25 protein-coding genes are annotated in these 26,798 nt (G+C 66.2%); 11 read left to right on the plus strand and 14 right to left on the minus strand.

Annotated elements, in window-relative coordinates; translation table 11 throughout:
• Nucleotides 1–11: 11 nt before the first annotated feature.
• From VLK31_RS04045 to VLK31_RS04055, 3 genes are read right to left on the minus strand one after another with little or no spacing between them, the layout of a single operon-like run.
• Entirely contained in the window at nucleotides 12–1,070 is a 1,059-nt protein-coding gene (locus VLK31_RS04045; protein WP_409167072.1) for an ABC transporter ATP-binding protein, read from the minus strand.
• On the minus strand, nucleotides 1,067–3,337 hold the full coding sequence (locus VLK31_RS04050; protein ID WP_409167073.1) for an ABC transporter permease: 2,271 nt from the start codon (nucleotides 3,335–3,337) through the stop codon (nucleotides 1,067–1,069). Before VLK31_RS04050 ends, VLK31_RS04045 begins: the two co-directional genes overlap by 4 nt.
• Nucleotides 3,338–4,351, minus strand: a complete 1,014-nt coding sequence (locus tag VLK31_RS04055; protein ID WP_409167074.1) for an ABC transporter substrate-binding protein — start codon at nucleotides 4,349–4,351, stop codon at nucleotides 3,338–3,340.
• Nucleotides 4,352–4,499: 148 nt separating this feature from the next.
• Here VLK31_RS04055 and zwf point away from each other — a divergent pair, with 148 nt between their 5' ends.
• Nucleotides 4,500–5,972 (plus strand): glucose-6-phosphate dehydrogenase, encoded by a 1,473-nt coding sequence (gene zwf, locus VLK31_RS04060; protein WP_409167075.1) that lies wholly within the window; start codon nucleotides 4,500–4,502, stop codon nucleotides 5,970–5,972.
• A 21-nt stretch (nucleotides 5,973–5,993) separates the two neighbouring features.
• Here the strand turns inward: zwf and ygiD are convergent, their stop codons facing one another.
• The 8 genes from ygiD to VLK31_RS04100 all read right to left on the minus strand — a co-directional run bounded on the left by ygiD (nucleotide 5,994) and on the right by VLK31_RS04100 (nucleotide 15,497).
• Nucleotides 5,994–6,914 carry a 4,5-DOPA dioxygenase extradiol gene (ygiD, locus tag VLK31_RS04065; RefSeq protein ID WP_409167076.1) on the minus strand — a complete coding sequence of 307 codons (921 nt, stop codon included), beginning with the start codon at nucleotides 6,912–6,914 and terminating at the stop codon, nucleotides 5,994–5,996.
• Between the two features lie 105 nt (nucleotides 6,915–7,019).
• On the minus strand, nucleotides 7,020–8,066 hold the full coding sequence (locus tag VLK31_RS04070) for an ABC transporter ATP-binding protein (protein ID WP_409167077.1): 1,047 nt from the start codon (nucleotides 8,064–8,066) through the stop codon (nucleotides 7,020–7,022).
• Nucleotides 8,063–9,133: an ABC transporter ATP-binding protein gene (locus VLK31_RS04075; protein ID WP_409167078.1), complete on the minus strand. Its 1,071-nt coding sequence runs from the start codon at nucleotides 9,131–9,133 to the stop codon at nucleotides 8,063–8,065. The genes VLK31_RS04070 and VLK31_RS04075 overlap by 4 nt, the downstream gene beginning before the upstream one ends.
• A 19-nt stretch (nucleotides 9,134–9,152) precedes the next feature.
• Nucleotides 9,153–10,064: an ABC transporter permease gene (locus VLK31_RS04080; protein WP_409167079.1), complete on the minus strand. Its 912-nt coding sequence runs from the start codon at nucleotides 10,062–10,064 to the stop codon at nucleotides 9,153–9,155.
• 73 nt (nucleotides 10,065–10,137) lie between these two features.
• Complete coding sequence (locus VLK31_RS04085; protein ID WP_409167080.1) at nucleotides 10,138–11,727, minus strand: ABC transporter substrate-binding protein; 1,590 nt, start codon at nucleotides 11,725–11,727, stop codon at nucleotides 10,138–10,140.
• 31 nt (nucleotides 11,728–11,758) lie between these two features.
• Nucleotides 11,759–13,036, minus strand: coding sequence for a M20 aminoacylase family protein (locus VLK31_RS04090; RefSeq protein ID WP_409167081.1), 1,278 nt, complete (start codon nucleotides 13,034–13,036; stop codon nucleotides 11,759–11,761).
• A gap of 1 nt (nucleotide 13,037) precedes the next feature.
• A complete protein-coding gene (locus tag VLK31_RS04095) occupies nucleotides 13,038–14,018 on the minus strand; it encodes an ABC transporter permease (RefSeq protein WP_409167082.1) in 981 nt (326 codons plus the stop codon).
• Nucleotides 14,019–14,213: 195 nt separating this feature from the next.
• Nucleotides 14,214–15,497, minus strand: a complete 1,284-nt coding sequence (locus VLK31_RS04100) for a porin (protein WP_409167083.1) — start codon at nucleotides 15,495–15,497, stop codon at nucleotides 14,214–14,216.
• 279 nt (nucleotides 15,498–15,776) lie between these two features.
• Here VLK31_RS04100 and coq7 point away from each other — a divergent pair, with 279 nt between their 5' ends.
• Nucleotides 15,777–16,406, plus strand: a complete 630-nt coding sequence (gene coq7, locus VLK31_RS04105) for a 2-polyprenyl-3-methyl-6-methoxy-1,4-benzoquinone monooxygenase (protein WP_409167362.1) — start codon at nucleotides 15,777–15,779, stop codon at nucleotides 16,404–16,406.
• A gap of 10 nt (nucleotides 16,407–16,416) precedes the next feature.
• On the opposite strand, the gene VLK31_RS04110 is transcribed toward coq7, so the two are convergent.
• Entirely contained in the window at nucleotides 16,417–16,866 is a 450-nt protein-coding gene (locus VLK31_RS04110; RefSeq protein WP_409167084.1) for an OsmC family protein, read from the minus strand.
• Nucleotides 16,867–17,138: 272 nt separating this feature from the next.
• Between VLK31_RS04110 and VLK31_RS04115 the strand changes: the two genes are divergently transcribed.
• Nucleotides 17,139–18,302 carry a porin gene (locus VLK31_RS04115; protein WP_409167363.1) on the plus strand — a complete coding sequence of 388 codons (1,164 nt, stop codon included), beginning with the start codon at nucleotides 17,139–17,141 and terminating at the stop codon, nucleotides 18,300–18,302.
• Between the two features lie 91 nt (nucleotides 18,303–18,393).
• On the opposite strand, the gene VLK31_RS04120 is transcribed toward VLK31_RS04115, so the two are convergent.
• The gene (locus VLK31_RS04120) at nucleotides 18,394–19,524 is read right to left on the minus strand and encodes a hypothetical protein (RefSeq protein WP_409167085.1); all 1,131 of its coding nucleotides are present in this window, start codon (nucleotides 19,522–19,524) and stop codon (nucleotides 18,394–18,396) included.
• A gap of 49 nt (nucleotides 19,525–19,573) precedes the next feature.
• Here VLK31_RS04120 and ilvA point away from each other — a divergent pair, with 49 nt between their 5' ends.
• The gene (gene ilvA, locus VLK31_RS04125) at nucleotides 19,574–21,178 is read left to right on the plus strand and encodes a threonine ammonia-lyase, biosynthetic (protein WP_409167086.1); all 1,605 of its coding nucleotides are present in this window, start codon (nucleotides 19,574–19,576) and stop codon (nucleotides 21,176–21,178) included.
• 72 nt (nucleotides 21,179–21,250) lie between these two features.
• Here the strand turns inward: ilvA and VLK31_RS04130 are convergent, their stop codons facing one another.
• Nucleotides 21,251–21,841 (minus strand): hypothetical protein, encoded by a 591-nt coding sequence (locus VLK31_RS04130; protein ID WP_409167087.1) that lies wholly within the window; start codon nucleotides 21,839–21,841, stop codon nucleotides 21,251–21,253.
• Between the two features lie 50 nt (nucleotides 21,842–21,891).
• Between VLK31_RS04130 and gspG the strand changes: the two genes are divergently transcribed.
• From gspG to gspM, 7 genes are all read left to right on the plus strand, one after another.
• Nucleotides 21,892–22,332: a type II secretion system major pseudopilin GspG gene (gene gspG / locus VLK31_RS04135; RefSeq protein WP_409167088.1), complete on the plus strand. Its 441-nt coding sequence runs from the start codon at nucleotides 21,892–21,894 to the stop codon at nucleotides 22,330–22,332.
• A complete protein-coding gene (locus tag VLK31_RS04140) occupies nucleotides 22,307–22,834 on the plus strand; it encodes a prepilin-type N-terminal cleavage/methylation domain-containing protein (RefSeq protein ID WP_409167089.1) in 528 nt (175 codons plus the stop codon). Before gspG ends, VLK31_RS04140 begins: the two co-directional genes overlap by 26 nt.
• Entirely contained in the window at nucleotides 22,831–23,211 is a 381-nt protein-coding gene (gene gspI / locus VLK31_RS04145) for a type II secretion system minor pseudopilin GspI (RefSeq protein WP_409167090.1), read from the plus strand. Before VLK31_RS04140 ends, gspI begins: the two co-directional genes overlap by 4 nt.
• Nucleotides 23,211–23,924 (plus strand): type II secretion system protein J, encoded by a 714-nt coding sequence (locus VLK31_RS04150; protein WP_409167091.1) that lies wholly within the window; start codon nucleotides 23,211–23,213, stop codon nucleotides 23,922–23,924. Before gspI ends, VLK31_RS04150 begins: the two co-directional genes overlap by 1 nt.
• Nucleotides 23,921–24,892 carry a type II secretion system minor pseudopilin GspK gene (gspK, locus tag VLK31_RS04155; RefSeq protein ID WP_409167092.1) on the plus strand — a complete coding sequence of 324 codons (972 nt, stop codon included), beginning with the start codon at nucleotides 23,921–23,923 and terminating at the stop codon, nucleotides 24,890–24,892. Before VLK31_RS04150 ends, gspK begins: the two co-directional genes overlap by 4 nt.
• A gap of 126 nt (nucleotides 24,893–25,018) precedes the next feature.
• Entirely contained in the window at nucleotides 25,019–26,236 is a 1,218-nt protein-coding gene (gene gspL / locus VLK31_RS04160; RefSeq protein ID WP_409167093.1) for a type II secretion system protein GspL, read from the plus strand.
• Nucleotides 26,233–26,790, plus strand: coding sequence for a type II secretion system protein GspM (gspM, locus tag VLK31_RS04165; protein ID WP_409167094.1), 558 nt, complete (start codon nucleotides 26,233–26,235; stop codon nucleotides 26,788–26,790). Before gspL ends, gspM begins: the two co-directional genes overlap by 4 nt.
• Nucleotides 26,791–26,798: the final 8 nt, after the last annotated feature.

Below are 26,798 nucleotides of genomic sequence, written 5' to 3' on the forward strand. Positions count from 1 at the left end.
GCGCCATTGTTTCATGCGCCGGGCACCACGCTCACGCCATGGGCTCCCAGTGACAGCGTGATCTGCGCGCCGGCGGCCAACGGGCGCGACAGGTCGTTCGACACCACGAAGACCGGCCCCAGCGCGGTGTCGAAGCCGTATTCGTAGAAGCTGCCCAGGTAGGCCGCCTTGCGCAGCGTGGCCGGCAGGCCGTCGACCGCCTCAGGCGCATCGACCGCGCCGATCCGCCAGGCCTCGGGCCGCACCGCCACCTTCACCGCGCCCGGTGCCACCGCGTGGCGCGGCTGCAGGCGCAGCGGGCCCAGCGCCACGCTGCCGTCGGCCTGGGCCGTGGCGGGGAACACCGTGGCCTCGCCCATGAAGCCTGCAACGAACTCGCTTTCGGGCCGGCCGTAGAGCTGCTCGGGCGTGCCGCGCTGGGCGATCACGCCGTGGTCCATCACGATGATCTGATCGCTCACGGCCAGCGCCTCGCTCTGGTCGTGCGTGACGTAGGCCACCGTGAGCTTCAGGCGCTGCTGCAGCGTGCGGATTTCCTCTCGCATCTCGCGCCGCAGCCGGGCGTCCAGGTTGGAGAGCGGCTCGTCGAACAGCAGCACGGCGGGCTCCAGCACCAGCGCGCGCGCCAGTGCCACGCGCTGCTGCTGGCCGCCCGAGAGCTCGCTGGGCAGCCGCTCGTCGAAACCGACCAGGCCCACGCCGCGCAATGCCTCGCGCGCCCGCGCAGTGGACTCGTCCTTTTTGACGCCGCTCATGCGCAGGCCGTAGCCCACGTTCTCGATCACGTTCATGTGCGGGAACAGCGCGTAGCTCTGAAACATCATGCTCACGTTGCGCTCGGCCGGCCCCAGTGTGGTGACGTCGCGCCCGCCCATGAAGATCGAGCCCGAAGTGGGCGACTCCAGCCCCGCGATCATGCGAAGCGTGGTCGTCTTGCCGCAGCCCGAGGGGCCGAGGATGGTGGTGAGCGTGCCCACGGGCACCTCGAAGCTGATGCCCTTGACGGCCAGCGGTGCGTTCTTGTCGGCGCCGTAGCGCTTGGTGACGTTGCGAAATTCGATGCCGTTCATGCCACGCTTTCCATTTTGTGATGCCCTTGATGTTTGGGCGTGGCCCCACGTCTGCCCAGCTTGCGCTCCCCCACCACGAACTGCACCAGCGCAATCGCCAGCGACATCAGAATCATGAGCACCGTGCAGTACGCCAGCGCAATGCCGTAGTCGCCATTGCCCACGCGCCCGATGATGTAGGTGGTGGCCAGTTCGTTCTCGGCCGTGACCAGAAAGATCACCGCGCTCACGGTGGTCATGGCCCGCACGAAGCTGTACACCAGCGCGGCCACCAGCGCCGGCTTCAACAGCGGCAGCACCACCTTGAAGAGCGTCTGCGAGGTCGATGCACGCAGCATCAGCGAGGCCTCGTCGAGCGAGCGGTCCAGTTGCTTGAACGCCGCCGTGCCCGCCCGCACGCCCACCGGCAGATTGCGGAACATGAAGCACAGCACGATGATCAACCCGGTGCCCGTGAGCTCGAAGGGCGGCACGTTGAACGCCAGGATGTAGCTCACGCCCAGCACCGTGCCCGGAATGGCGAAGGCCAGCAGCGCGCCAAACTCGAAGAAGCCCTGCCCCTTGAACTCGTTGCGCGCCAGCAGCCACGCAATGAGCAGGCCCAGGCCCGCGGTGATGGGCGCAGAGATGCCCGCCAGCTTGAGCGTGGTGATCAGCGAGTTCCACGCCGTGCCCGCCCACACCAGCCCGAACTGCCCCCACTCGAGCGCAAAGGCGCTCTTGAAGTGGTTCAGCGTGAAGGTGTAGTCGCGCCCCCAGGTCTGCACGAAGCCACCCGCGAAGGCAAACAGATAGACCACCGCGGTGAACGCGATCCACGGCAAGGCGATGCAGTAGATGGTGCGGCGCACGCCGTCGGGCAGCGCCATGGCGATGCCGGCATCGCCCTTGCCGCTCACCGTGGTGTAGTTCTGCTTGCCCAGCAGGCCGCGCTGCAGCGCGAACACGCCCAGCGCAAACAGCGTGAGCACCCAGGCCAGCGAGGCCGCGCGGCCCTGGTCGTATTGAGCACCGACGATGGCAAAGAAGATGTCGGTCGACAGCACCGAGAACTGCCCGCCCACCACCACCGGGTTGCCGAAGTCGGCAATGCTCTCGATGAAGCCCACCAGGAAGGCGTTGGCAAGCCCCGGCTTCAGCAACGGCAGCGTCACGGTGAAGAAGGTGCGGCTGCGGTCGGCGCGCAGCATCTGCGCGGCTTCTTCCAGGCTGGGCGCAATGCCCTGCACTACGCCGCGCATGATCATGAAGGCGATGGGCGTGAAGGCGAACAACTGCGCCACAAGCACGCCCGGCATGCCGTAGAACCAGCGCGTGGGCTCGATGCCGAACACGCTCTCCAGCGCCTGGTTGACCACGCCGGCACGGCCGAACAGCAGGATGAGCCCCAGGCCCACCACGAAGGGCGGCGTGATGATCGGCAGCAGCGCCAGCACCCGCAGCGCGCCCTGCCCGCGCTTGCTGCCGCGCTCGGCCATCAGCGCCATCAGCGTGCCCAAAAAGGTGGTGCCGGCCGCTGTGAGCAGCGCCAGCACCAGCGTGTTCCAGGCCACGCCGCAACGCACGCCGCCGCTCAGGCAGCCCACGCCCCAGATGCGCTCGGTGAACACGCGCGCGGCAAACGCGGTGATCGACCACTGCCCCTCTTCATTGAAGAACGCACCGGCCAGCGCCTTGCTCACCGGGTAGGCGATGAACAGCGCCATCAGCACGCCGCAGCCCACCACCGCGGCCGACACGAACAGGTCGCCCTTGAACAGCCCGAGCCGCGCCATGCCGAAGGCCGCCAGCAGCACCAGCGCGGTGAGCGCCAGGAAGCCGCCCGCGCCAATGCCGAACTGGTTGATGGCCAGCTCGCCGAACTGCGTGTTGAGCGCCTCGAAGCGCCAGCCCTTGGCGCCGATGGTGAAGCCCGCCACCGCCAGCCCGCTGGCGCCTGCAGCACCGCCCGCCAGCAGCCAGCGCCCTTGTGCCTTGCCCGGCGGCAGCCATGCACCCACGGCGCACAGCAGCAGCCCCGCCAGCCCGATGAAGAGCCAGCCGCGCCCCTGCGTGGCGGCCTGCATCAGGCCGTTGGCGCCCTCGCCCTGGCCGAAGACCTGGGGAACGGCTTCGTACCAGGTCGCGTCCTGAATCGCATACCAGGGCAGCAGCAGGTACGCCGCAAGTCCCAGCGCAACCCACGCCCAGATCCAGCGCCGCGAGCGCCGGGCCGCGGCCAGCGACGCCGGATTGACCGGCACGCCTTCGTTGGAATGCGCCTGCACTTAGCGTGGCAGCGAATTGACGTCTTTTTCCCAGCGCGCAATCAGGCGGCGTCGCTCGGCGCTGGCGCCGTACTTGGCGTAGTCGTAGTCGATGAACTTGATCTTCTTGAAGTCGGGGATGCGTGGGTCGAGCTTGGCGTTCACGTTGCTGGGGAGCTGAAACTGCTTGTTGGCCGCGCCCAGTTCCTGCGCGCCGGGCGTCAGCGCCCATTCGTAGAACTTCTTGGCGGCGTCCAGGTTGCGCGCGCCCTTGATGATGCTCATGGAGCCGATCTCCGCGCCGGTGCCGTCGCTGGGCGTGATGGTTTCGACCGGAAAACCCTGCATCTTTTCACCGGGGCCGTCGTGCACGAAGCTGATGGAAATGGCGGTTTCGCCGCGCGCCACCGCCTTGATGGGGCCGGTGCCCGAGCGGGTGTACTGGCCCACGTTCTTGTGCAGCGCCTTCAAGTATTCGAAGGCCTTGTCCTCGCCCATCATCTGCACCAGCGTGGCAATCATGGTGTACGCGGTGCCGCTGGACGCGGGGTTGGCCACCTGGATGTCGCCCTTGTATTCCGGCTTGAGCAGGTCGGCCCAGGTCTTGGGCACGGGCAGCTTCTTCTTGGCGAGCAGTTCGGGGTTGTAGCCAAAGCCCAGCGGGCCCGAGTAGATGCCCACCGTCTTGTAGCCCGACTGCCTGGCCTGCTGCTGCGCCCACGGGTGCAACTGCGACAGCGTTGGCGACTTGTATTCGAGCGTGAGGCCCTGCTCGGCCGCCTGCAGGTGCGGGTCGCCGGTGCCACCGAACCACACGTCGGTCTTGGGGTTGTCCTTCTCGGCGATCAGCTGGGCCAGCGCTTCGCCGGAGCCCTTGAGCGCCATGTTGATGCGAACGCCGGTGGTGCGCGCATAGACGGTGGAGATCACGTTGCACCACTCGGCCTGCACCGAACAGATCACATTGACGGTCTGGGCCGAGGCCATGGCCGACAGGCCGAGCAGCGCGGCTGCGGTAAAAATCTTGCTCTTCATTGGGAATCTCCGCCTCTGCATAAAAAAAAGGCCTTGCGGCCACGGGGCAGCATAGCTTTAGTACAGGTTTCGAAAATCGGTACAAGTACCATCGCGGCTGCACCCGGCCTGCGGCCTGCTGGGCATTCAGACAAAGGAAAGTTTTTTCATGAGCTTCGATCTCGTTCTGTTCGGCGGTACTGGCGACCTCGCCTGGCGCAAGCTGATGCCCGCGCTGTTTCAGGCATTCCGGCACGGCAGCCTGCCGCAAGACGGTCGCATCATCGGGGTGGCGCGGGACGATCACTCCGACGACCAGTACCGCGAACTCATCCAGTCGCGCTTCAGCGCGGTCGAGGGCTCCAAGCGGCCGTCGCCCGAAGAGTTCAAGAAGTTCGCGTCGATGCTGCATTACCTGCGCATGGACTTGTCCAAGCCCGACGACTATGCGCGCCTGGCCGAGCTGCTCAAGCAGCGCGACGCCAAGACCGTGGTGATGTACGTGGCCACCGCGCCCGCCCTCTTCACGCAGGTGGTCGAGCAGATTGCCGCGGCCGGCCTGAACGGGCCGAGCACGCGCATCGTGCTGGAAAAGCCGCTGGGCCACGACCTGGCCTCCAACCGCGCCATCAACGCCGCGGTGAGCAAGGTGCTCGAGGAAAAGCAGGTCTTTCGCATCGACCATTACCTCGGCAAGCCTTCGGTGCAGAACCTGTTTGCGATGCGCTTCGGCAATGCGCTGTTCGAGCCCATCTGGCGCCGCGAGCACATCGCCAACATCCAGATCACCATCGCCGAAGACCTGGGCGTGGAAAAGCGCGGCGCCTTCTACGACCAGACCGGCGCGCTGCGCGACATGGTGCAGAACCACGCGCTGCAGCTGCTGTGCGCCGTGGCCATGGAGCCACCCATCAACGCGCACGCTGACGCCATTCGCGACGAAAAACTGAAAGTGCTGCGCGCGCTGAAGCCCTGGACGGCAGAGAGCCTGAGCCTGCACGCGGTGCGCGGCCAGTACACGGCCGGCACGGCCTACGGCGAGCGCGTGCCGGGCTACCGGGACGAGGCCGGCGTGCCGCCCGACAGCCGCACCGAAACCTTTGTGGCGCTGCGCACCGAAATCGCCAACTGGCGCTGGGCCGGCGTGCCCTTCTACATTCGCACTGGCAAGCGCCTGGCCTCGCGCGACGCGCGCATCGAAGTCAACTTTCGCCCCACGCCGCATGCCATCTACCGCGCACCGGCCGGCAACGTCAACAAGCTGGTGATCAACCTGCAGCCCAAGGACGGCCTGGAACTGCACATGCTCGCGCAGGCACAGGACAACCGCCAGCGCACCAACGGCACGCAGAGCGCGGCCACGCAACTCGCGCCGGTGCAGCTCGACCTGGACTTCGACAAGCGCTTCGGCTCCGAGCGCGTGGGCGCCTACGAGCGCCTGCTGCTCGACGTGATCGACGGCAGGCTCAACCTGTTCGTGCGCAGCGACGAGCAGGAAGAGGCCTGGCGCTGGGTCGAGCCGCTGATCGAGAGCTGGGAGTCCGACGGCGGCCCGCGTCCCTACGCGGCCGGCACCTGGGGCCCGAGCGCGTCGAGCGCGATGATTGCGCGCGACGGCTTCGCCTGGGGCGAGGAGCAGTAAGCCCCCTGTTCAGCCGGGCGCTCAGCCGAACTGCAGACAACGCATGCTGAGCGTGCCCGACTGGAACCCCTCGTACACCGTCTTCACCCGCTCGCTGCTGCCGGCGGCGCCCAGGGCATAGAGGAAGGGGTAGTAGTGGTCGGGCATCGCCACCGCGGTCGATGCGCCTTCCAGCCTGGCGTAGTCGACCAATGCCCGGTCGTCGCGCCCCGCCAGCGCGGACTTCACCGCATCGTCGAACGACTGCGCCCAGGGCCGGCTCGCGCTCGGTCCGTCGGGCGTGCCGCGGTCGGTGGCGCGCAGGTTGTGCACCACGTTGCCGCTGCCCATCACCAGCACGCCCTTGTCGCGCAGCGCGGCCAGGTCGCGGCCCACGGCGTAGTGGAAGGCGGCGGGTTTGTCGAAATCGATGCTCAGCTGGAACACGGGCACATCGGCCTTGGGGTACAGGTGCTTGAGCACCGACCACGTGCCGTGGTCCAGGCCCCACTGGTCGGTGGCGATCACGGGCGATTGCTTCACCGCGCCGACGGTTTCACGCGCCAGCGCCGGATGCCCGGGCGCGGGGTATTGCACGTCGAACAGCGCCTGCGGGAAGCCGCCGAAATCGTGGATCGTCTTCGGGTTGCTCTGAATGCCAACGCCGGTGGCGCCACGGCTGAGCCAGTGCGCCGACACGCTGAGGATGGCCGTCGGCCGTGGCAGCTCCCGGCCCCAGGCCGACAGGCGGCGCGTGAAGGCGTTGTCGGCAATGGCGTTCATCGGCGTGCCGTGGCCGATGAAGACGACCGGCATGCGCCTGGCACTCATGGCCGCGGCCGCACCGGCTGCCTGCACGGTACAGGCCAGGGAAGCCAGCACGGCAGTGGCACCCAGGGCAGTGCCCATCAGGAAGCCGCGGCGGCCCAGTTCGGAAGTTGCAAGCGTGGTCGTCATTGGCATGGCGGCACTCTGCAGCAGTTCTCGTCGCCAGGCGGTGCCTTTGCGCACACTTTTTCAGAAGTCGCGCGTTGAATGGCGCGCACTGGCGCAGCGCAAGAACCGGTCCTAGATGCGCCCCTCTTCGACCGCGTGGCAGGCCACCTGCACGCCCGCGATGCTCTGCAGCTTGGGCCGCTCCGCCGAGCAGCGCGCATTGGCATGCGGGCAGCGCGGATGAAAGGCGCAACCGGCAGGCGGGTTCAGCGGGTTGGGCACCTCGCCCTGCACTGGCGTGCGCGCGCGGCCCGTGTGCTTCATCTGCGGAATGGCGTCCAGCAGCATCCGCGTGTACGGGTGCTGCGGCTCGGCGAACAGCTTGTGCTTGTCCGACACCTCGACCAGCCGGCCCAGGTACATCACGCCCACCTGGTCGGCCACGTGGCGCACCACCGCGAGGTTGTGCGAGATGAAGAGATAGGTCAGGCCCTGCTCGCGCTGCAGGTCCTTCATGATGTTGAGCACCTGTGCCTGCACGCTCACGTCGAGCGCGGAGGTGGGCTCGTCGCACACCAGAAACTCGGGCTGCGTGGCAAGCGCGCGGGCAATCGAGATGCGCTGGCGCTGGCCGCCCGAGAACTGGTGCGGGTACTTGCTCATGTCCAGTGGCGACAGGCCCACCGACTTCAGCAGTTCGCCCACGCGTTCGCGCAGCGCGGCCTTCTCGCTCAGGATGCCGTGCTCGCGCAGTGGCTCGCCGATGATGTCTTCCACGATCCAGCGCGGGTTCAGGCTCGCGTACGGGTCCTGAAAGATCATCTGGATGCGGCGGCGCAGCTGGCGGCCTTCGGGCGTCTTGAAGGCGGCGTGGGCGTCCTGCCCGTCGAACTGCAGCCCGCCGCGCGTGGGCGCATACAGGCCCACCAGCAGCCGCGCCACGGTGCTCTTGCCGCAGCCCGATTCGCCCACCAGCGCCAGCGTCTTGCCGCGCTCGATGGAAAAGCTCACGCCGTCCACCGCATGCAGCAGCACGCGCGGCTTGCGTTCGAGCACGCGGTTGAGCCAGGGCGGCGACACGTCGAAGGTGCGCGCGAGGTCGTGCGCCACCACCAGAGGTTCGGAGCCGCTGCCCGTGGTGGCTGTCGTGGCGGTGCGGGGTTCGGTCACGGCGCTCATCGCGTCATCTCCACGATGGGTTCGGACGCCTCGGGCGCGGCGCGCTCGCCGGCCGCAAGGGCGTCATGGTGTTTGGCCGCGATCTCGGCCTGCCCCGTGTGCGGGTCGGCGCCATCGTGCAGCCAGCAGGCCGCGCGCGTGGCACCGGCGTGCATGAGTTCTGGGCGCTCGGTCAGGCAACGGGCAAAGGTGCGCGGGCAGCGCGGGTTGTAGGCGCAGCCCGTGGGAATGGCATTGAGCCGCGGCATGGCGCCGTCGATCTGGTTGAGCCGCTCGCGGTCGCTGGTCATGTCGGGAATCGACGCCATCAGGCCCGAGGTGTAGGGGTGCGCGGGCTGGTGAATCACCTCGTGCACCGGGCCGATTTCGGTGATGCGGCCCGCGTACATCACGGCCACGCGGTCGCAGGTTTCGGCGATCACGCCCATGTCGTGCGTGATGAGCATCACCGCCGCGCCGCGCTCCTTGCAGATGCGCTTGAGCAACTGAATGATCTGCGCCTGGATCGACACGTCGAGCGCGGTGGTCGGCTCGTCGGCCACGATGAGCTTGGGCTCGGCCGCCAGCGCCAGTGCAATCACCACACGCTGGCGCATGCCGCCGGAGAACTGGTGCGGAAAGTGGTCGATGCGCTGTTCGGCGGCCGGAATGCCTGTGTCCTGGAGCAGCCCGATGGCGCGCTTGCGGGCTTCGGACTCGGTCACCGGCAGGTGGGCGCGAATAGTTTCCACCAGCTGGCGGCCGACTGTGTAGAGCGGGTTCAGCGAGGTCAGCGGGTCTTGAAAGATGGCGCCGATCTTGCGCCCGCGAATCGGGCGCATCGCATCGAAACCGAGGTTGTCGATGCGCTGTCCGTCCAGCACGATCTCGCCGCTGGCCACGCGGCCCGGTGGCTCCAGCAGGCCGATGATGGCCGCGCCCGTGAGCGACTTGCCGGCACCCGACTCGCCCACCACGCCCAGGATTTCTCCGGGTGCGATGTCGAACGAAATGCGGTCGAGCGCGCGCAGCGTGCCGCGGCGGTGGGGAAATTCGACAACGAGGTCTTTGACCTGGAGCAGCGTCATGGTGGCGTTCTCCTTGTGTTCAGCGCAGGCGCGGGTTGAGCGCGTCGCGCAGCCAGTCGCCCAGCAGGTTCACGCTGAGTGCAATGAGCACCAGCATCAGGCCGGGAAACACCGTGATCCACCATTCGCCCGAGAACAGGTACTGGTTGCCGATGCTGATGAGCGTGCCCAGCGAAGGCGACGTGGGCGGCACGCCGACACCGAGGAACGACAGCGTGGCCTCGGTGATGATGGCCGTGGCCACCTGAATGGTGGCCAGCACCATCACCGGCCCCATCACGTTGGGCAGCACGTGGCGCAGCATGATGCGCGTGGGCGCCACGCCGGTGACGCGCGCGGCCTGCACGTATTCCTTGTTGCGCTCGACCAGTGTGGAGCCGCGCACCGTGCGCGCGTACTGCACCCAGCCGGTCAGCGAGATGGAAATGATCAGCACGCCGAAGGCCAGCGACTCGTGCGCGCCGGGAAACAGCGCACGGCCCACGCCGGAGATGAGCAGCGCCACCAGAATGGGCGGGAACGACAGCATCACGTCGCACACGCGCATGAGGAACGAGTCGAGCCAGCCGCCGAAGAAACCGGCCAGCAGGCCGAGCAGCACACCCACCACCAGCGACAGCGCCACAGACACCAGGCCGACGATCAGCGAGATGCGTGCGCCGTAGATCACGGCCGAGAGAATGTCGCGGCCCTGGTCGTCGGTGCCGAGCAGGTATTTGGAAGAGCCTTCAGGGCTCCACGCCGGCGGCAGCCGCGCGTCGTTGAGTTCGAGCACGGCAAGGTCGAAGGGGTTGTGCGGGGAGACCCATCCGGCGAACAACGCGCAGATGACGCAGACCAGCGCAATGAGCGCCGCCGCGATCGCCACCGGCGAAGTGCGGAAGCTGTAGCCGACATCGCTGTCGAGCCAACGGGCTAGTGTTTTTTTCATCGTGAGGCAAAAAGGAATGGGCCCGCAAGAAGCGGGCCCATGGTCGGGCCGCTCGGTGAGCGGCCCTGGGGGATCACGGCTTGATGCTCATCCACTTGAACGGCATGTAGTTGTCGGCCATCTGCGTGAGCGACACCTTCTTGCTGACGCCCCACGCCAGCGTTTGCTGGTGCAGCGGCAGGTGGCCGATGTCCGCGGTGTGCAGGTCGAAGGCTTCCTTGATCATCGCGTCGCGCTTGGTCTTGTCGGTTTCCGACTGGATCTTCTTGGTCAGCTCGTCGACCTTCGGATTGCAGTACGCGCCCAGGTTGAACTGGCCGGCGCCGGTCTTGTCGTCGGGGCAGGCCATCAGCGCGGTCAGCGCGTTGTGCGAGTCGTAGGTGGTCGGTGTCCAGCCCAGCATGTAGAAGCTGGTGTCGCGGCGCAGCACCTTGGGGAAGTAGGTGCCCTTGGTCTCGGCCGCCAGGTTGATCTTGACGCCGATCTTTGCGAGGTTGGACGCCACGCTCTGGCAGATTTGCCCGTCGTTCACGTAGCGGTCGTTCGGGCAGTTCATGGTCACTTCGAAGCCGTTCGGGTAGCCGGCCTCGGCCAGCAGCTTCTTGGCGCCTTCCACGTCCAGCGGCAGGCGCTTGTCCTGCGCTTCGGTCCAGCCGTTGATGCCGGGGCCGACCATCAGGCCGGTGGGGCGCGAGGCGCCGCGCATCACGGTGCGTTGAATGCCGACGATGTCGATGGCTTGGTAGAAGGCCTGGCGCACGCGCTTGTCCTTGAACGGGTTCTTGCCCTTCACGCTGGAGTAGAGCAGCTCGTCGCGCTTCTGGTCCATGCCCAGGAAGATGGTGCGCAGCTCGGGGCCGGCAATGACGCGGGCCGTGGGGCTGGCGTTGACGCGGGCGATGTCCTGCACCGGCACGGGCTCCATCACGTCGACTTCACCGGAGATGAGTGCGGCCACGCGCGTGGCGGGGTTGGCAATGGGCGTGAAGATGATCTCTTGCGCGTTGCCTTCGATCTTGCCCCAGTAGGTCGGGTTGCGCGTGAACACGGTGCGCACGTTGGGCTGGCGCTCGCGCACGCGGTACGGGCCGGTGCCGTTGGCCTTGAAGGAGGCGGTGTTCTCGATGCCCTTGCGGCGGTCCACGGGCGTGACGGCCTTGTTTTCTTCGCACCACTTCTTGCTCATGATCATGAGCTGCGTGATGACGTCGGGCAGGATGGGGAACGGGCCCTTGGTTTCGATCTCGATGGTGTACGGATCGACCTTGCGTACTTCCTTGATGTCGGTGGTGTTCGACTTCATGTCCGAGCCGTCGCCCGAGGCGCGCGCAAAGCTGAAGATGACGTCGTCGGCGTTGAACGGCGTGCCGTCATGGAACTGCACGTTCTTGCGCAGTTCGAAGCGCCACACGGTGGGCGAGGTCTGCTTCCAGCTGGTGGCCAGCAGCGGTGCAACGCTCAGGTCCTTGTTGCGTCCGACCAGGGTTTCATACACGTTGGCCGTGGTGCTCAGCTGCAGCGACTCGTTCAGCGAGTGCGGATCGAGCGACAGCGCATCGCCCTGGTTCGCAACGCGAATGGTCTGCGCGCCGGCGACCATGCTGATGGCGCTCAGGGCGCACAAAACGGCGGCCGCAGCCACATTCTTCTTGAAGAAACTCATCGGGACACTCCTCGGGTTGAAATCGAACACATCACGTCGCCGCGGTGGCGGCTGCTTTGCCTGGCTGCGCACCGCGGGTAGCGGCAAGCGGCATGCCCTGCTCGACCAGGCCGGCATGCAGCGCGGCGCCGAGCGGCAGGATCTCGTCATTGAAGTCGTAACGGCTGTTGTGCAGGTACGCGCCGTTGTGCACGTTCTGGCCGATGCGCAGGTAGGCGCCGGCTTTCTTCTGCAGCATGAAGGAGAAGTCTTCGGCGCCCATGCTGGGCTCCATGTTGCGGTCTACGTTCTTCGCGCCCACCAGAGACTCGGCCACGTCGGCCGCGAACATGGCCTCGGGCGCGGTGTTGATGGTGGCGGGGTAGATACGCTCATAGTCGATGGTGGCGGTGGCGCCGAAGCCCGACGCAATGGCCGTGCACAGCTCGTTCAGCCGCTGCTCGACCTGCGCCTGCACGCGCGCGCTGAAGGTGCGCACGGTGCCGACCAGCGTGGCCTCGCCGGGCACCACGCTCATCGCACCAAGGTCGCCCGCCTGCATCGCGCAGATGCTGAGCACGGCGGCGTCGATGGGGCGCACGTTGCGCGAAACGACGGTCTGGGCCGCGGTGATGATGTGCGCCGCGACGATCACCGGATCGACAGTCTGGTACGCGTGCGCGCCGTGGCCGCCCTTGCCCTTGATGTGGATCGTGATGCGGTCGGCCGCGGCCATCATGGCGCCGCGGTTGATGCCCACGGTGCCGGCCGGCATGGCGGGCCAGTTGTGCATGGCGTAGACGGCGTTCACGGGGAAGCGGTCGAACAGGCCGTCCTCGATCATCACGCGGGCGCCGGCAAAGCCTTCTTCGCCGGGCTGGAAGATCAGCACGGCCGTGCCGTCGAAGTCGCGCGTCTCGGCAAGGTAGCGCGCGGCACCCACCAGCATGGCGGTGTGGCCGTCGTGGCCGCAGCCGTGCATGAGGCCTTCCTTGGCGGAGCGCCAGCCGAAGTCGTTGTCCTCGCGCATGGGCAGCGCGTCCATGTCGGCGCGCAGGCCGATCATGCGGCCGCTGGCCGTCGAGCGGCCGCGCACGATGCCCACCACGCCGGTCTTGCCGATGCCTTCGTGAATCTCGTCGACACCGCAGGCACGCAGCGCCTCGCGCACGCGCCCCGAGGTGTAGACCTCTTCGAAGCCTAGCTCGGGGTGCGCGTGCAGGTCGCGGCGAAAGGCCTCGATCTGCGGATAGAAACTGGCGATGTGCGCAAACGCACGCCCGGACGCCCGCAGGCGCGGCTCTTCGGCTGTGGTCGCTGCCGTCGTCATCTCAGTGCCCTCCTGCCTTGCCAACGCGCAGACGCGGATCGACCACGAAGTACAGCAGGTCGACCACGAGATTGATCACCACGAAGATCAGGGCAATGAGGCAAAGGTAGGCCGCCATCACCGGAATGTCGGCGAAGGTCACGGCCTGGATGAACAGCAGGCCCATGCCCGGCCACTGGAACACCGACTCGGTGATGATGGCAAAGGCGATCAGGCCGCCGAGCTGCAGGCCGGTGATGGTCATCACCGGCACCAGCGTGTTCTTGAGCGCATGGCCGAAGTGGATGGCCCGGTTGGACAGGCCGCGTGCACGCGCGAACTTGATGTAGTCGGTGCGCAGCACTTCGAGCATCTCGGCGCGCACCAGCCGCATGATGAGCGTGAGCTGGAAGATCGCCAGCGTGACCGCCGGCAGCACGATGTGATGCCAGCCGTCGACACGGAACAGGCCGCTGGTCCACCAGCCGAAGCTCACCGTCTCGCCGCGCCCGAAACTGGGAAACCAGCCCAGCGTGACCGCGAACACCAGGATCAGCAGGATGCCGATGAGAAAGGTGGGCAGCGACACGCCGAGCAGCGACACGGTCATGAACACCTGGCTCATGAAAGTGCCGCGGCGCAGCGCGGTGTACACGCCCATCGGAATGCCGATGAACAGCGCGAGCACGGCGGCCACGAGCGCGAGCTCCAGCGTGGCGGGGAAGCGTTCGCCGATCAGGCGAGACACTTTCGCGCCTTGACGCAGGCTCAGGCCGAACTCTCCCTGTGCGGCATTCACCAGGAAGTGCCAGAACTGCACGAAGAAGGGCTGGTCGAGCCCCAATGAGGCGCGTAATTCGCGTATCTGGTCAGGCTTAGCGTCTTGTCCCAGCAGGAACACGACGGGGTCGCCGACATATTGGAAAAGGAGGAAGGCAATGAACGCAACCGCGATCATCACGATCACGGCCTGGATCAGGCGGCGCAGTACGAAGGCAATCATTCAGCAAACAAAGTGATCGGTCATGCTAGCAGTGCAAGGTACGTGCCTGCTCGGGGGTTCCCCGGGGGTGCACGCAAATGGTGCTCTTTGCCAACAGGGCGCGCGGCGATGGCGGCAGAACGAAAAAAGCCACTCGACTTGCGTCGAGTGGCTTCTTGAGCTTTTGATTCGAAGCTGGCTTACGCCAGCGTCAAATTAGAAAGCGTGGCGAATGCCGAAGTCGTAGCCGGTGGAGCTCTTCGGGGTGAACACGCCAGCAGGCGTGTTGTAGAAGGCCGGGCCGCCATTGGCAAGAAGGCCAGCGCCGTTCTTGTTGCTGACGCGAGCGATCGTTGCGTACAGAGCCGTGCGCTTCGACAGGTTGTGCACGTAGCCGATAGCCAGCTTGTTAGCCTTGGGATCGTTGCTGTTATTGTTAGCAAGGAACGGGTTGGTGTTGACCGTGTTCAGGTCGTACTTGACATGCGAGTACGAAGCACGGATCAGGCCAGCACCGACCGGCACGGTCACGCCGAGCAGGTAGCCGGTCAGGTCGATATCAGGAGTGCCGCCGCCGAAAGGCGTCACTTCGTAGTCAACCTTGTTCTTGGACTTCGACACTTCACCGAAGAGCTTCACGGGACCGAAGTCATACGAAGCGCCGAGGTTTGCAGTGTTGACCTTGTTGGTCGTGCCAACGTAGTACTGGTCGCCAACGGTGCTGCTGCCGTAAGAAGCAGCGATGTCCAGCGGGCCATTGGCGTAACCGAAACGACCACCGACGTAACGGCCAGCGCGCGAGTTGTTCGCAACGTTAGGCGTGAACGTGCCGTTGTCGTACTTGGTTTGCTCGCTGAAACCGTACATCACTTGGCCGTAGAAACCACCAAGGTTCGGCGGCAGGAAGTAGCCGATGGTGTTGCTAGCGCGAGTCGTGTTGTTGCCGCTCACGTTAGGGATGCGGGCAACGCCAGGGGTAGCAGCTGCGGTCGGCAGGAAGTTGCCGTTCAGGTTGTTAGCCGTGAAGATCAGGTTGGTGCCAACGCCGTTGGTGCCGAACGGATCGAACACGGTGTCGTTCCAGAAGGTCGGGGTGTAGTCACGACCCAGGCGAACTTCACCGAAACCACCCGACAGGCTCACGGTCGAACGACGTTGGAACGTCGAGATACCGGTTTGGCCGTCGTCATTGGAGATCGGGGCTTCGAGCCAGAAGCTGGCTGCCAGGCCACCGCCGAGGTCTTCCGTACCACGGAAGCCGATGCGGCTCGAGTTGTAGCCCGAGTTGGCCAGCTGCGTGCTGCTGGTCTTGACCGAACCACGGTTCAGGTACGTGGGGATGCCGAACTGATTCGGGAACACGGTCGCGCGGTTGTCACGCGAGGTAGCCGAGTAGCCGCTGATCGACGCGTCGACCACACCGAACAGAGTGACGGACGACTGAGCCGAGGCAACACCGGCAACAGCCAGGGCAGCCAGAGCAACTAGAGATTTTTTCATTGCAAGTTTCTCCAAGGTTAAACATAGGGCTCCGGTGCGAAGGGCTCACTGTGACTGGCACTTTGTGCTCCCACCGGACCCCGGGCCAACCTCCTTTTGGGAAGTTGTTGCTATTGCACCAGAGCTGCTGCGGCAGGGCAAAACAAATCGCCCGAAAAGTTGGCTGGTCCGCGCGTTTCGTTGCACACCTGCAACACAGGACTTTGGCACTCATGCACCACCATATGAAATATGACAACGCTCAAGCAGGTGATTTGCGGTGTGCGTTCAAATGAACGCATGACGCCCACGCTCGACTCTGTTTTGACCGCGACGGACGCGGCTCTGCGCACCCTTTTTGCGCGCCCTCACGCAACCCGGGCCATACCCGCGCCTTCGCAGCCTCCCAGTGAAATGACAGAAAAGGAGCGTCGCGAGGCCGGCGCGCTGATGCGTGTGAACCATGTAGGGGAGGTTTGCGCCCAGGCGCTCTATACGGCCCAGGCCGCCGTGACGCGCGACACCGCTCTGCGCGCCCATTTCATCGAAGCAGCGCATGAGGAAACCGATCACCTGGCCTGGACACGCCAGCGACTGGACGAACTGGGCGCCAGAGCTTCTGCACTGAACCCGCTCTGGTACGCGGGGGCTTTCGGTCTTGGGCTGGTCGCTGGGCGACTGGGCGACCCGTTGAGTCTGGGGTTTGTGGCTGAAACAGAGCGCCAGGTGGAAGCCCACCTCGCCAACCATCTGGACCGTCTTCCGGCTGCGGACACCGCCTCCAGGGCGGTGGTCGAGCAAATGAAGACCGACGAGGCCCGCCATGCGGCGCAGGCCATCGACGCAGGCGCCGCAGAACTCCCGCCGCCGGCCAAGGCCCTGATGCGCATCGCTTCTCGCGTGATGACCACGCTGGCGCACCGCATCTAGGCAGGCGAAATCAGGTTTCGACGAGCTCGAAACTGGTGGTGATTTGAGCCATCTTCGCCAACATGATGCTGGCCGAGCAATAGGTCTCGTGGCTCAACGCAACCGCGCGTTCCACCGCGGATGCCGGGATGCCCTTGCCCGCGACCGTGAAATGCATGTGGATCTTGGTAAACACCTTCGGATCCTTTTCAGCCCGTTCACTGGTCAGCTTGACGCTGCAGCGCTCGACGCGATGGCGCCCCCGCTTCAGGATGAGCACGACGTCATAGGCCGTGCAGCCGCCCGTGCCCGCCAGCACGGTCTCCATCGGTCGCGCCGCCAGGTTCTGGCCGCCGTTCTCGGGTTTCGAGGCGTCGGGCGCGCCGTCCATCATCAGCACATGGCCGCTGCCGGTTTCGGCAACAAAGCCCATGGCCGATCGCGTGCCGGCGTCGCCGGTCCAACTTACTGTGCATTCCATGGTTTTTCGGGGCTCCGGAGAGGGATGTCGGGCAAAAATGCACATCAACATCCGTTTGTGTGTGGGAAAAGCGTCACTCGCTTGTTGCAACGCAACAAACAGTCGATATACTTTATTTCATTGCGCACCTCACAGTGCGCAGCCAGTTGTCTCCTCCACCCTTCCAATTGGTGGATTTAGCCCCGAGCTGCAAAGCTCGGGGCTTTTTTCTTTCCGGGACGCGAACAACCGGCGGCGCCACTCTAGTGCGCGCGCCGAAAAGGGCAGCTGCTCTGGCTGCCCTGGCTGTCGCCGGTGTTGCCTCGGCTCAGTCGTCCGTCACTCTGTTCGGTGTGGTCGACGCATCGATCAGCAGCTACTCGTCCACCTCGCGAGACCTGAATGCCAGCAATTCGTTCTACAGAAACCAAGGCAGCGTCAAAGTCAGTCGCACTGTCTTGGGCAATTCTGGCTACAACTCGAGCCGCCTGGGCTTCCGTGGCACCGAAGACCTCGGTGGCGGTCTGGCAGCCAGCTTCTGGCTCGAAGCCCCCATCACCAATGACGACGGCGCCACCGGCGTCTCGACATTCGCTCGTCGTTCGACCGTGAGCCTGTCCGGTGGTTTCGGTGAAGTTCGCCTGGGTCGCGACTACACGCCCACCTTCTGGAACGACACCGTGTTCGATCCGTTCGGCACCAACGGCGTTGGCACCAACCTGATCAGTACGGCCAACAACAGCATCGGTAACCAGAGCTATGTACGCGCAAGCAATTCGATCGGCTATTTCCTGCCGCCGAATTTGGGCGGCTTCTATGGTCAGGTGATGTACGCTTTCAGCGAGCAAACCAAGTACGACCAAGGCACCTACACGCCAAACAAGCCGGACAATTCGCGTACTGGCCGTTACATCGGTGGCCGCTTTGGCTACGCCAACGGTCCTTTGGATATCGCGCTGGGCTACGGCAACAGCACGGTCGGAGACCAGTACTACGCAGGCATCACCGACGCGGTGAAGACCTTCAACTTGGGTGCCTCGTACGACTTCGGTCCCGTGAAACTCTTCGGTGAGTACTCTCGCACCAAGGAGTCGCGCGACTACGAAATCACCCCCATCGTCGGCGCTCTTTCCGACACGGATTTGACTGGCTATCTGTTGGGCGTGACCGTGCCGGTCGGCGCTGGCCTGATCAGAGCGTCGTACTCTGCTGGCAAGGCTGACGAAAACCTTCCGTTTGTCAGCAACCGCCGCGACCCCAAGGCCAACAAGCTGGCTCTCGGCTACGTGCACAACCTGTCGAAGCGCACCGCGCTGTACGCCACGGTGGCACGCGTGAGCAACAAGAACGGCGCCGCGCTGACCGTGGGCGGCCCGGCTTTCTACAACGCAGGCACCAGCGTGTTCACCCCGAAGACCTCGACGGGCTACGACTTCGGTATCCGTCACGCGTTCTGATCTTCGTTTGATCCCGATGCTGGCTCACGCCAGTTCGCATCAGCAAAGCCTCAAGTCGCCCGGTGCAAGCCGGGCGGCTTTTTGTGCTTTCTCAACTTGCCCGGCCACGCCTGCTCTGCAGCAGCCCCACATTCATTTCTCCGCTCAGCACCGACGCGTAGAAACGTTCGACCATGTTGACGCTCGTTCGCGCATTGCGTGCCAAGGTCAGCATGTCGATTCCCTGTCCATACAAGAGCCGCAATGTGATGGCGGTATGGCGCAGGCAGTACAGCGTTCTCGATTGGCCCAGCGGCCCCTTTGCGAGCCCCGTCTTTTCGAGCACCCAGTGAAAGAAGAAGTTGAGCACCGCCAGCGCGTGCTCCCGGTTCTTCAGGTGCGGCATGAAGATGTAGTCTTCCGCGCCACCAAATCCATGCGTGCCGCGGTAAGCGAGCAAACATTCATAAACCCGCACGGCCGGACGCAGGCTCACGATGGGCTGGCTGTGCCGCTTGGTTTCGGGCAGGTTCATGCGCAGGTACACATGCTTGCCGCGCACCACCTCGATGTGCTTGTGCTTCATGAGCTTGATGTCGCTCGGACGCACAAAGGTGTTCACCATCCAGCGAATCAGCCACGGCAGTTCATCGGGCATCACAAGCAGTTCGCGCGCAATCCAGAAACGCTCGCCGGCACTCAACTTGTCGAGCACCGGATGCGCATGCCCACGCAGGCTGCGCGCGGCACCCACGATGGTCCGGTACTCGGCCACGCTGAAGCTGCCGCGCGGCTGGCTGCGCACCTTCACCTTCGGAAACGCAGGCGCGTCGCGCAGCACGCCGGTGTGAACGCCATGCATCACCACCTTGCGCAACAGCACCAGGTACTGCGCGATCGTCGTGCTGCTGAAGCCATGCGCGCCCAGGTGATCGATGAGGCGCTGCGCATCGGCCGTCGAGAACAACTGCGCCTGCACATCGCCCAGCAACGGAACGATGTGCGCACGCAATCTGTTGCCCATCACCTGCCATGTGGGCCGGCCAATTTCTTTTCGCTGAACGCGCGCGGCCTCCGCCTGCATCAGTCCTTTCGAAAGATCACTGACAGAAATTGATAACAGTTTTTGCTCAATCGTAATTTTGTGAGCGGGCGCATGAATCGCGGGATAGGCGCGTTCAAAAAAACCCGAATCGTTTGCAGCTGGGGATTTATTGAAGAGGTTTATGACATTTGTGTCCATGTCATACCCGCATGCAATCCCGATGCCTCTTATCATCGACAGTTAGCAAATGAAAACTCCCTTGGAAAAAATCGTGGGCGATGCACCTGTTACTGCGGCACTTACGCCCGCTGACTATCTCAGAAAAATTTTGAACGCCCGGGTCTACGACGTTGCCGTCGAGTCCGCGCTCGATACGGCGCGCGCACTCAGCGCGCGTCTTGGCAACACTGTTTTGCTCAAGCGCGAAGACCAACAACCGGTATTCAGCTTCAAGCTGCGCGGCGCCTATAACAAGATGGCGCACCTGAGTGCCGAGCAATTGGCAAGCGGTGTGATTTGCGCTTCCGCAGGCAATCACGCGCAAGGCGTTGCATTGGGCGCACGCAAACTCGGCACGCGTGCCGTTGTCGTGATGCCGGTGACTACACCGAAATTGAAGATCGATGCAGTGCGCGGTTTCGGCGGCGAAATCGTGCTGCATGGCGACAGTTATTCAGACGCCTATCTGCACGCACTCGAATTGCAGGCGCAGCAAAACCTGACCTTCGTGCATCCCTTCGACGACCCCGACGTCATCGCGGGCCAGGGCACCATCGCGATGGAAATCCTGCGGCAGCATCAGGGCCCGCTCGACGCCGTGTTCGTGGCGATCGGCGGTGGCGGCCTGATCTCAGGCGTGGCCAACTACATCAAGGCCGTGCGCCCGGAGATCAAGGTCATCGGCGTGCAGATGAACGACTCCGACGCCATGATGCAATCGGTCGCGGCGCACCGGCGCGTGAACCTGCCCGACGTCGGCCTGTTCTCGGACGGCACCGCGGTGAAGCTGGTCGGCGAGGAAACCTTCCGCATCGCCAGCAACCTGGTGGACGACTACATCGCCGTCGACACCGACGCGGTGTGCGCGGCCATCAAGGACATCTTCGTGGACACGCGCGGCATCGTCGAGCCGGCGGGTGCGCTGGCTGTGGCTGCCATCAAGCAATACGTGGCGCAGCACGGCCGCCAGGGCGAGACCTATGCGGCCATCCTGTGCGGCGCCAACATGAACTTCGACCGGCTGCGTTTCGTCGCGGAGCGCGCCGAGGTCGGCGAGGAACGCGAGGCGCTGTTCGCGGTCACCATTCCCGAAGAGCGCGGCAGCTTTCGCCGCTTCTGCGAACTGGTGAGCGAAATGCCGGCACGCGACGCCGAGGCCACCGGCGCGCCGCGCAACGTGACCGAGTTCAACTACCGCATCAGCGACGCGGCCAAGGCCCATGTGTTCGTCGGCCTCACGACGTCGGAGCGCGGCGAGTCGGCCACCATCGCGCAGACCTTCAACGAACACGGCTTCGACTCGCTCGACCTCACGCACGATGAACTGGCCAAGGAGCACCTGCGCCACCTGGTGGGTGGGCGCAGCGGCCTTGCGCACGACGAGCGCCTGCTGCGCTTCGTGTTCCCGGAGCGGCCGGGCGCGCTGCTGAAGTTTCTGAGCCTGATGAAGCCCAACTGGAACATCAGCCTGTTCCACTACCGCAACCAAGGCGCCGACTACGGCCGCATCCTGGTCGGGCTGCAGGTGCCGGCCGGCGAGTCCGCCGCGTTCGACGCCTTCCTCGAAACGCTGGGCTACCCCTGCGTCGAGGAAACCGCCAACCCCGCGTACCGCCTGTTCCTGCAGGCCTGAAAAAGCAGAAGCCGGCGCAGGGCCGGCTTCTTTGCATCTTCGGGGCCGTACGCCCCGCCTCGGCCCTTGGCCTTACTGTGCGGGCGCGGGCGCCTGCGGCGGTGGCGCCATCATGGCCGGCATCATCGCTGGCGGCACTTCGCCCGGCGACGGTGCAGTCATCGACATTGGCACGGGTGGCGGCGATGCCCCCGGAACACTCGTCACACTGATCGGCGCGCGCACCGGCAGTTGCAGCGTGAACGCGGCCGGCCCATCGGCCTGCGCACCGAGCGTGGCCGAACGCAAACCCACCGACTGCAGCACATAGCTTTCGCCGACCTTGGAGCCCACGCGGAAGGGGCGCGGCGGTTTGCCGTCGATGGCAATCAGCGCAGCGCCTTGCCTGGACGGGTCGGCCACCACGCCCGACAACGCGAAGCGGCCGGCCGCCTCGGGCGCCACCGGCGCAGAGCTGGACGCAGGCAGCACGCCCAGCAACCGCGCCACGGCATCGGTGTCGGCCGCCACCGAGGGCCGCGGCATCGTCGCGGCCGCCGCGACCATGTCGGCAGGCGAGGCCAGGCGCAGCGCCCAGAACACCGCGGCGCCCGCGGCCAGCGCCCAAAGCCCCGTCGTTGCAAGTGGGGCATGCCAGCGGGCAGCGGAGTAAGGACTTGTCATGGGCGCGGATTATCATGCAGCGCGCTTTCCGAATCATGTCCGTCGAACCTATGAACAAATTCCTTCGTGCCGCTACCCGCACCGCTCAACGCGGCTTCACGCTGATCGAACTGATGGTGGTGCTCGTCATCATCGGCGTGCTGGCAGCGCTGATCGTGCCGAACGTGATCGAGCGCGCCGACGACGCCCGCGTGACGGCCGCGCGCACCGACATCAACAACCTGATGCAGGCGCTCAAGCTGTACCGCCTGGACAACCAGCGCTACCCCACCGCCGAGCAAGGCCTGCAAGCGCTGCTGACGCGCCCGACCTCCGGCCCGGCCGCGCCCAACTGGAAGCCCTACGTCGAGAAGATGCCCAACGACCCGTGGGGCCACCCGTACCAGTACATGAACCCGGGCATCAAGGGCGAGATCGACGTGCTCTCGTTCGGCGCCGACGGCCAGAGCGGCGGCGAAGGCAAGAATGCCGACATCGGCAGCTGGCAGTAGCAGCCCCCACTGCAAGCGCTTCAAGCGCTGCATGTGCGGCAAGCGCTGCAACCCGACTCTTCGCTCGGCCCGCGGCTTCACGCTGCTGGAGCTGATCGTGGTGATTGCGATCATTGCGATCGCCACCGCCGCCGTGAGCTTCGCGATGCGCGACACCAACGCCGCCAAGCTCGACCGAGAAGGCGACCGCCTGGCGGCGCTGCTCGAATCGGCCCGCGCCCAGTCGCGCGCCAGTGGCGTGGTGGTGCGCTGGCGCCTCACCGAAGGCGGCTTCGCATTCGACGGTTTGCCGGCCGACGCGCTGCCCACCGACTGGGCCTCAGAGGGCATCACCGCGCAGGCATCGCTTGCCGACGGCGCGCAGGTGCCGAGCCTGCAGCTCGGTCCTGATCCGATCATTGCGCCGCAGCAGGTGCTGCTGTATTCCGCCGGCCCGCCCGCGCGCACGCTGCGCATCGCCACCGACGGGCTGCGCCCCTTCACCGTTTCCGCCGTGCAATGAACCGGCGACGCGCTTCCTCTTTTCGCCACCGCGGCTTCACGCTCATCGAGGTGCTGATCGCGCTGGGCATCGTGGCGCTGGCACTTGCCGCCGGCTCGCAGGCCACCCTGTCGCTCACGCGCAATGCGCAGCGCCAGTCCGACCTGGTGCTGGCCGAGCTCTGCGCGGAGAACGAACTGGCCAAGGCCCGCCTGTCGCGGCAGATGCCGGCCGTGGGCGACTCGGGCTCGATCTGCCCGCAGGCCGGCGCGTCGTTCAACGTGACCACCTCCACCTTTCCCACGCTGAACCCGAACTTCCGCCGTGTCGACGTGCAGGTGCGCGACGACACCGACGCGCCGATCCTGCGCATCTCCACCGTGGTGGGGCGCTACTGATGCCACGCGCCAAGTCGGCCGCGCCTCGCGGCTTCACGCTGATCGAGCTGCTCGTGGCGATTTCCGTCATGGCGCTGCTGTCGCTGGTGAGCTGGCGCGGGCTGGAGAGCATGTCGCGCGCCACCACGCAGAACCAGCAGCGCGCCGACGCCGTGCTGACGCTGCAGACCACGCTGGCGCAATGGGGCGCCGACCTCGACGCCGTGACCACGCTGGCGCAGACCCGCCCCATCGACTGGGACGGCCGCGTGCTGCGGCTCACACGGCGCGGCAGCGACGCCGCCACGCCTTCGGTGCTGGTGGTGGCCTGGACGCTCAAGCCCGGCCCCGACGGCGTGCGCTGGCGGCGCTGGCAGTCGCAGTCGTTCAGCACGCGCGGCGAGTGGCAGCAGGCCTGGAACATGGCGGCCGCCTGGTCGCAGGACGGCGGCGGCGGTGCCGGGTCGCAAAACGGGGGTGCCGCGGGCGGCTACAGCGACGTCACGCTCGTGCCCGCCAGCAGTTGGCAGCTCTACTTCTTCCGCGAGAACACCTGGGTGCCCGCCAGCCAGTTGCCCACGGTGGCGCCCACCCCCAACAACCCCGCCGGCCCGGTCGTCGCCATGCCCGACGGCGTGCGCCTGGTGATTACCCTGCCGCCGGGCGACGGGCTCTCCGGCACGCTCACGCGCGACTGGGTCCGCCCCACCGTCGGCGCGCCAAGGTCCTCATGAAGACGACGCCCCGCCAGCGCCAGCGCGGCGCCGCCCTGCTCGCCGCCATGCTCACCGTGATGCTGGTGGCCACCTTCTCGGCCAGCGCGCTCTGGCAGCAATGGCGCGCCGCAGAGATCGAAAGCGCGGAGCGCGCGCGCGTGCAGGCCGCCTGGGTGCTGGTCGGCGCGCTCGACTGGTCGCGCCTGATCCTGGGCGAAGACGGCCGCGCCGGCGGCTCCGACAACCTGACCGAGCCCTGGGCCGTGCCGCTCGAGGAAGCGCGCCTCACCACCTTTCTGTCGGCCGAGAAGAACGTGGCCAGCGACAGCGTGGAAGGCCTGCCCGACGCCTTTCTTTCGGGCCGCATCATCGACGCGCAGTCCAAGCTCAACGTGCTGTCGCTGGTGGACGCCGGCCAGCCGATTCCCGCAAGCGTGGCCACCTTCACCAGGTTGTTCAACCTGCTGGGGCTGCCAGTGGCCGAACTCGAGCGCATGACCAGCGGCCTGGTGCGTGCGCTGAACACCACCGGCGACGGCGATGCCAGCGCCGCTCCGCTGATGCCGCAAGAGGTGTCGCAGCTGGTGTGGCTGGGCCTGTCGCCCGCTACCGCCACGGCGCTCGAACCCTACGTGACCATCCTGCCGGTGCGCACCACGCTCAACCTGAACACCGCGAGCGCGGAGGCCATCAGCGCCAGCATGGAGTCGCTCAACATCGCCAGCGCACGCCAGCTGGTGGAGCGCCGCACGCGCAGCTTCTTCAAGGACATTGCCGCCGCCAATGCCGCGCTGCCCAGCGGCAGCGCGCCGTTCAATTCGGCGCAGCACGGCGTGGGCACCAGCTACTTCGAGGTGTATGGCCGGCTGCGGCTGGACCGCACCTATGTCGAAGAGCACTCGCTCTTACAGCGCAACGGTGTCACTGTGACGACGATCTGGCGCACCCGCGGCGCCGGCGCAACGAACACTCCGGTCAAACCCTGATTTCGATGCGCTATTTGTAAACAAAAAGCCCTCTAACGCGCGTCACATCTGGGCGGTACGCTATGGAAAACAGAGCGCCCGACTGTCAGACGCACACCTACAATCACCGGCTTTTCCAACATTGACATGACCCCCCTGCTGCTCCTTGCCCCCCTCCCTCCGGCCGATGCCGCGGGCGAGTACGACTGGGCCCAGGCAGGCGACGACGGCATTGCGTTGCGCAACCAAGGCCGCGCGCTGCTGGCGCTCCTGCCCTCGAGCACCGAAGTCATGCTCGGCATTCCTTCCACGGCGCTGTCATGGCACCGCGTCACGCTGCCCAAGGGCAGCATGGGCAGCGCGTCCAAGCTGCGCGCGGTGCTCGACGGCCTGCTCGAAGAGCACCTGCTCGACGAGCCCGAAAGCCTGCACTTCGCGCTCGAACCCGACGCCAAGGCCGGCGTGCCGGTGTGGGTGGCGGCCTGCAACCGCATCTGGCTGCGCAGCGTGGTGCACGGCCTTGAAGCGGCGGGCCGGCGCGTGGTGCGCATCGTTCCCGAGTTCGCGCCGCAACCGGCCGACGCACCGCCGCTGTTGATGGTCACGGGCGAGCCCGAATCACCCCGGCTCACCGTGTGCGACACCGACGGCGTGGTTTCGCTGCCGCTGGCCGGCGCAGGGCTGGCGCTGTCGAACGGCCTGCCGCTGGACACCGCCGTCATCACCACCGAGCCCGCCGTGGCCGAAGCGGCCGAGCACCTGCTGGAGCGCCGCGTGCCCATCGTGCAGACGCCGCAGCGCTGGCTGCAGGCCGCGCGCACGCCCTGGGAGCTGGCGCAGTTCGACCTGGCCGTCACCGGCCGCGCACGGGCCGGCAAGAAGTTCGCCTCCGTGCTGCAAACGCTGCGCTACGCCCCCGAATGGCGCGCTGCGCGCTGGGGCGTGGTGGCGCTGCTGATCACGCAACTCATCGGGCTGAACGCCTGGGCCTGGAAGGAGCGCAACGCGCTCGACGCCAAGCGCCAGGCGGCCAAGACCATGCTGACCCAGACATTCCCCTCGGTGAAGATCGTGATCGACGCGCCGCTGCAGATGCAGCGCGAGGTTGCGGCGCTGCAGCAGGCCGTGGGCGACGTGGCCGGCACCGACTTCGAACCCATGGTCGGCGCGCTCGCCGCCAACCTCCCGCCGGGCAAGGTGCCCAGCGCCGTCGACTACAGCGCCGGCCAGTTGCGCCTGCGCGGCCTGGGGCTGCAGCCCTCGGAGGTGTCGCAGATCACCAGCGCCATGGCGCCGCGCGGCTACAGCGTGCGCACCGAAGGCGACCTGCTCCTTGTGCAGGCACAGGCCGAGGCCGCCCGATGAACGTCACCGAACAACTCAAGGCCCGCTGGGCCGCCCTCGATGCGCGCGAGCGCCGCATGGTTGCCATCGCCGTCACGCTGGTGGCACTGGCCTTGCTCTGGTGGATTGCGCTCGCACCCGCGTTGCGCACCCTGGCCGCTGCCCCGGCCGAACACACGCAGCTCGACGCCCAGCTCCAGCAGATGACCACCTTGCAGAACCGCGCCAAGGCGCTGCAGTCGCAGCCGCGGCTGAACCGCGACGACGCGTTGCGCGCGCTCGAAACCTCGGTGCGCGACGGCCTGGGCGCCAACAACGCACAGCTCATGACGGCCGGCGGCGACGGCGCCGCCACGGTCTCGCTGCGCGGCGCGCCCGCGCCCACGGTCGCCCAATGGCTCGCGCAGGCGCGCGGCAACGCCCATGCGGTGCCGCGCGAAGTGCACCTGACCCGTGCGCCGGCCGCCACCCCTGCCACCCCTGCGCCTGCAACGCCGGGTGCCAGGGATGCAGCCAAGCTGCCGCTGGTGCGCTGGGACGGCACCGTCGTCATGGCGCTGCCCGCCGCGCGATGAGCAAGCCC

This window comes from Variovorax sp. H27-G14, from assembly GCF_046156345.1.
Lineage (GTDB): Bacteria > Pseudomonadota > Gammaproteobacteria > Burkholderiales > Burkholderiaceae_C > Variovorax.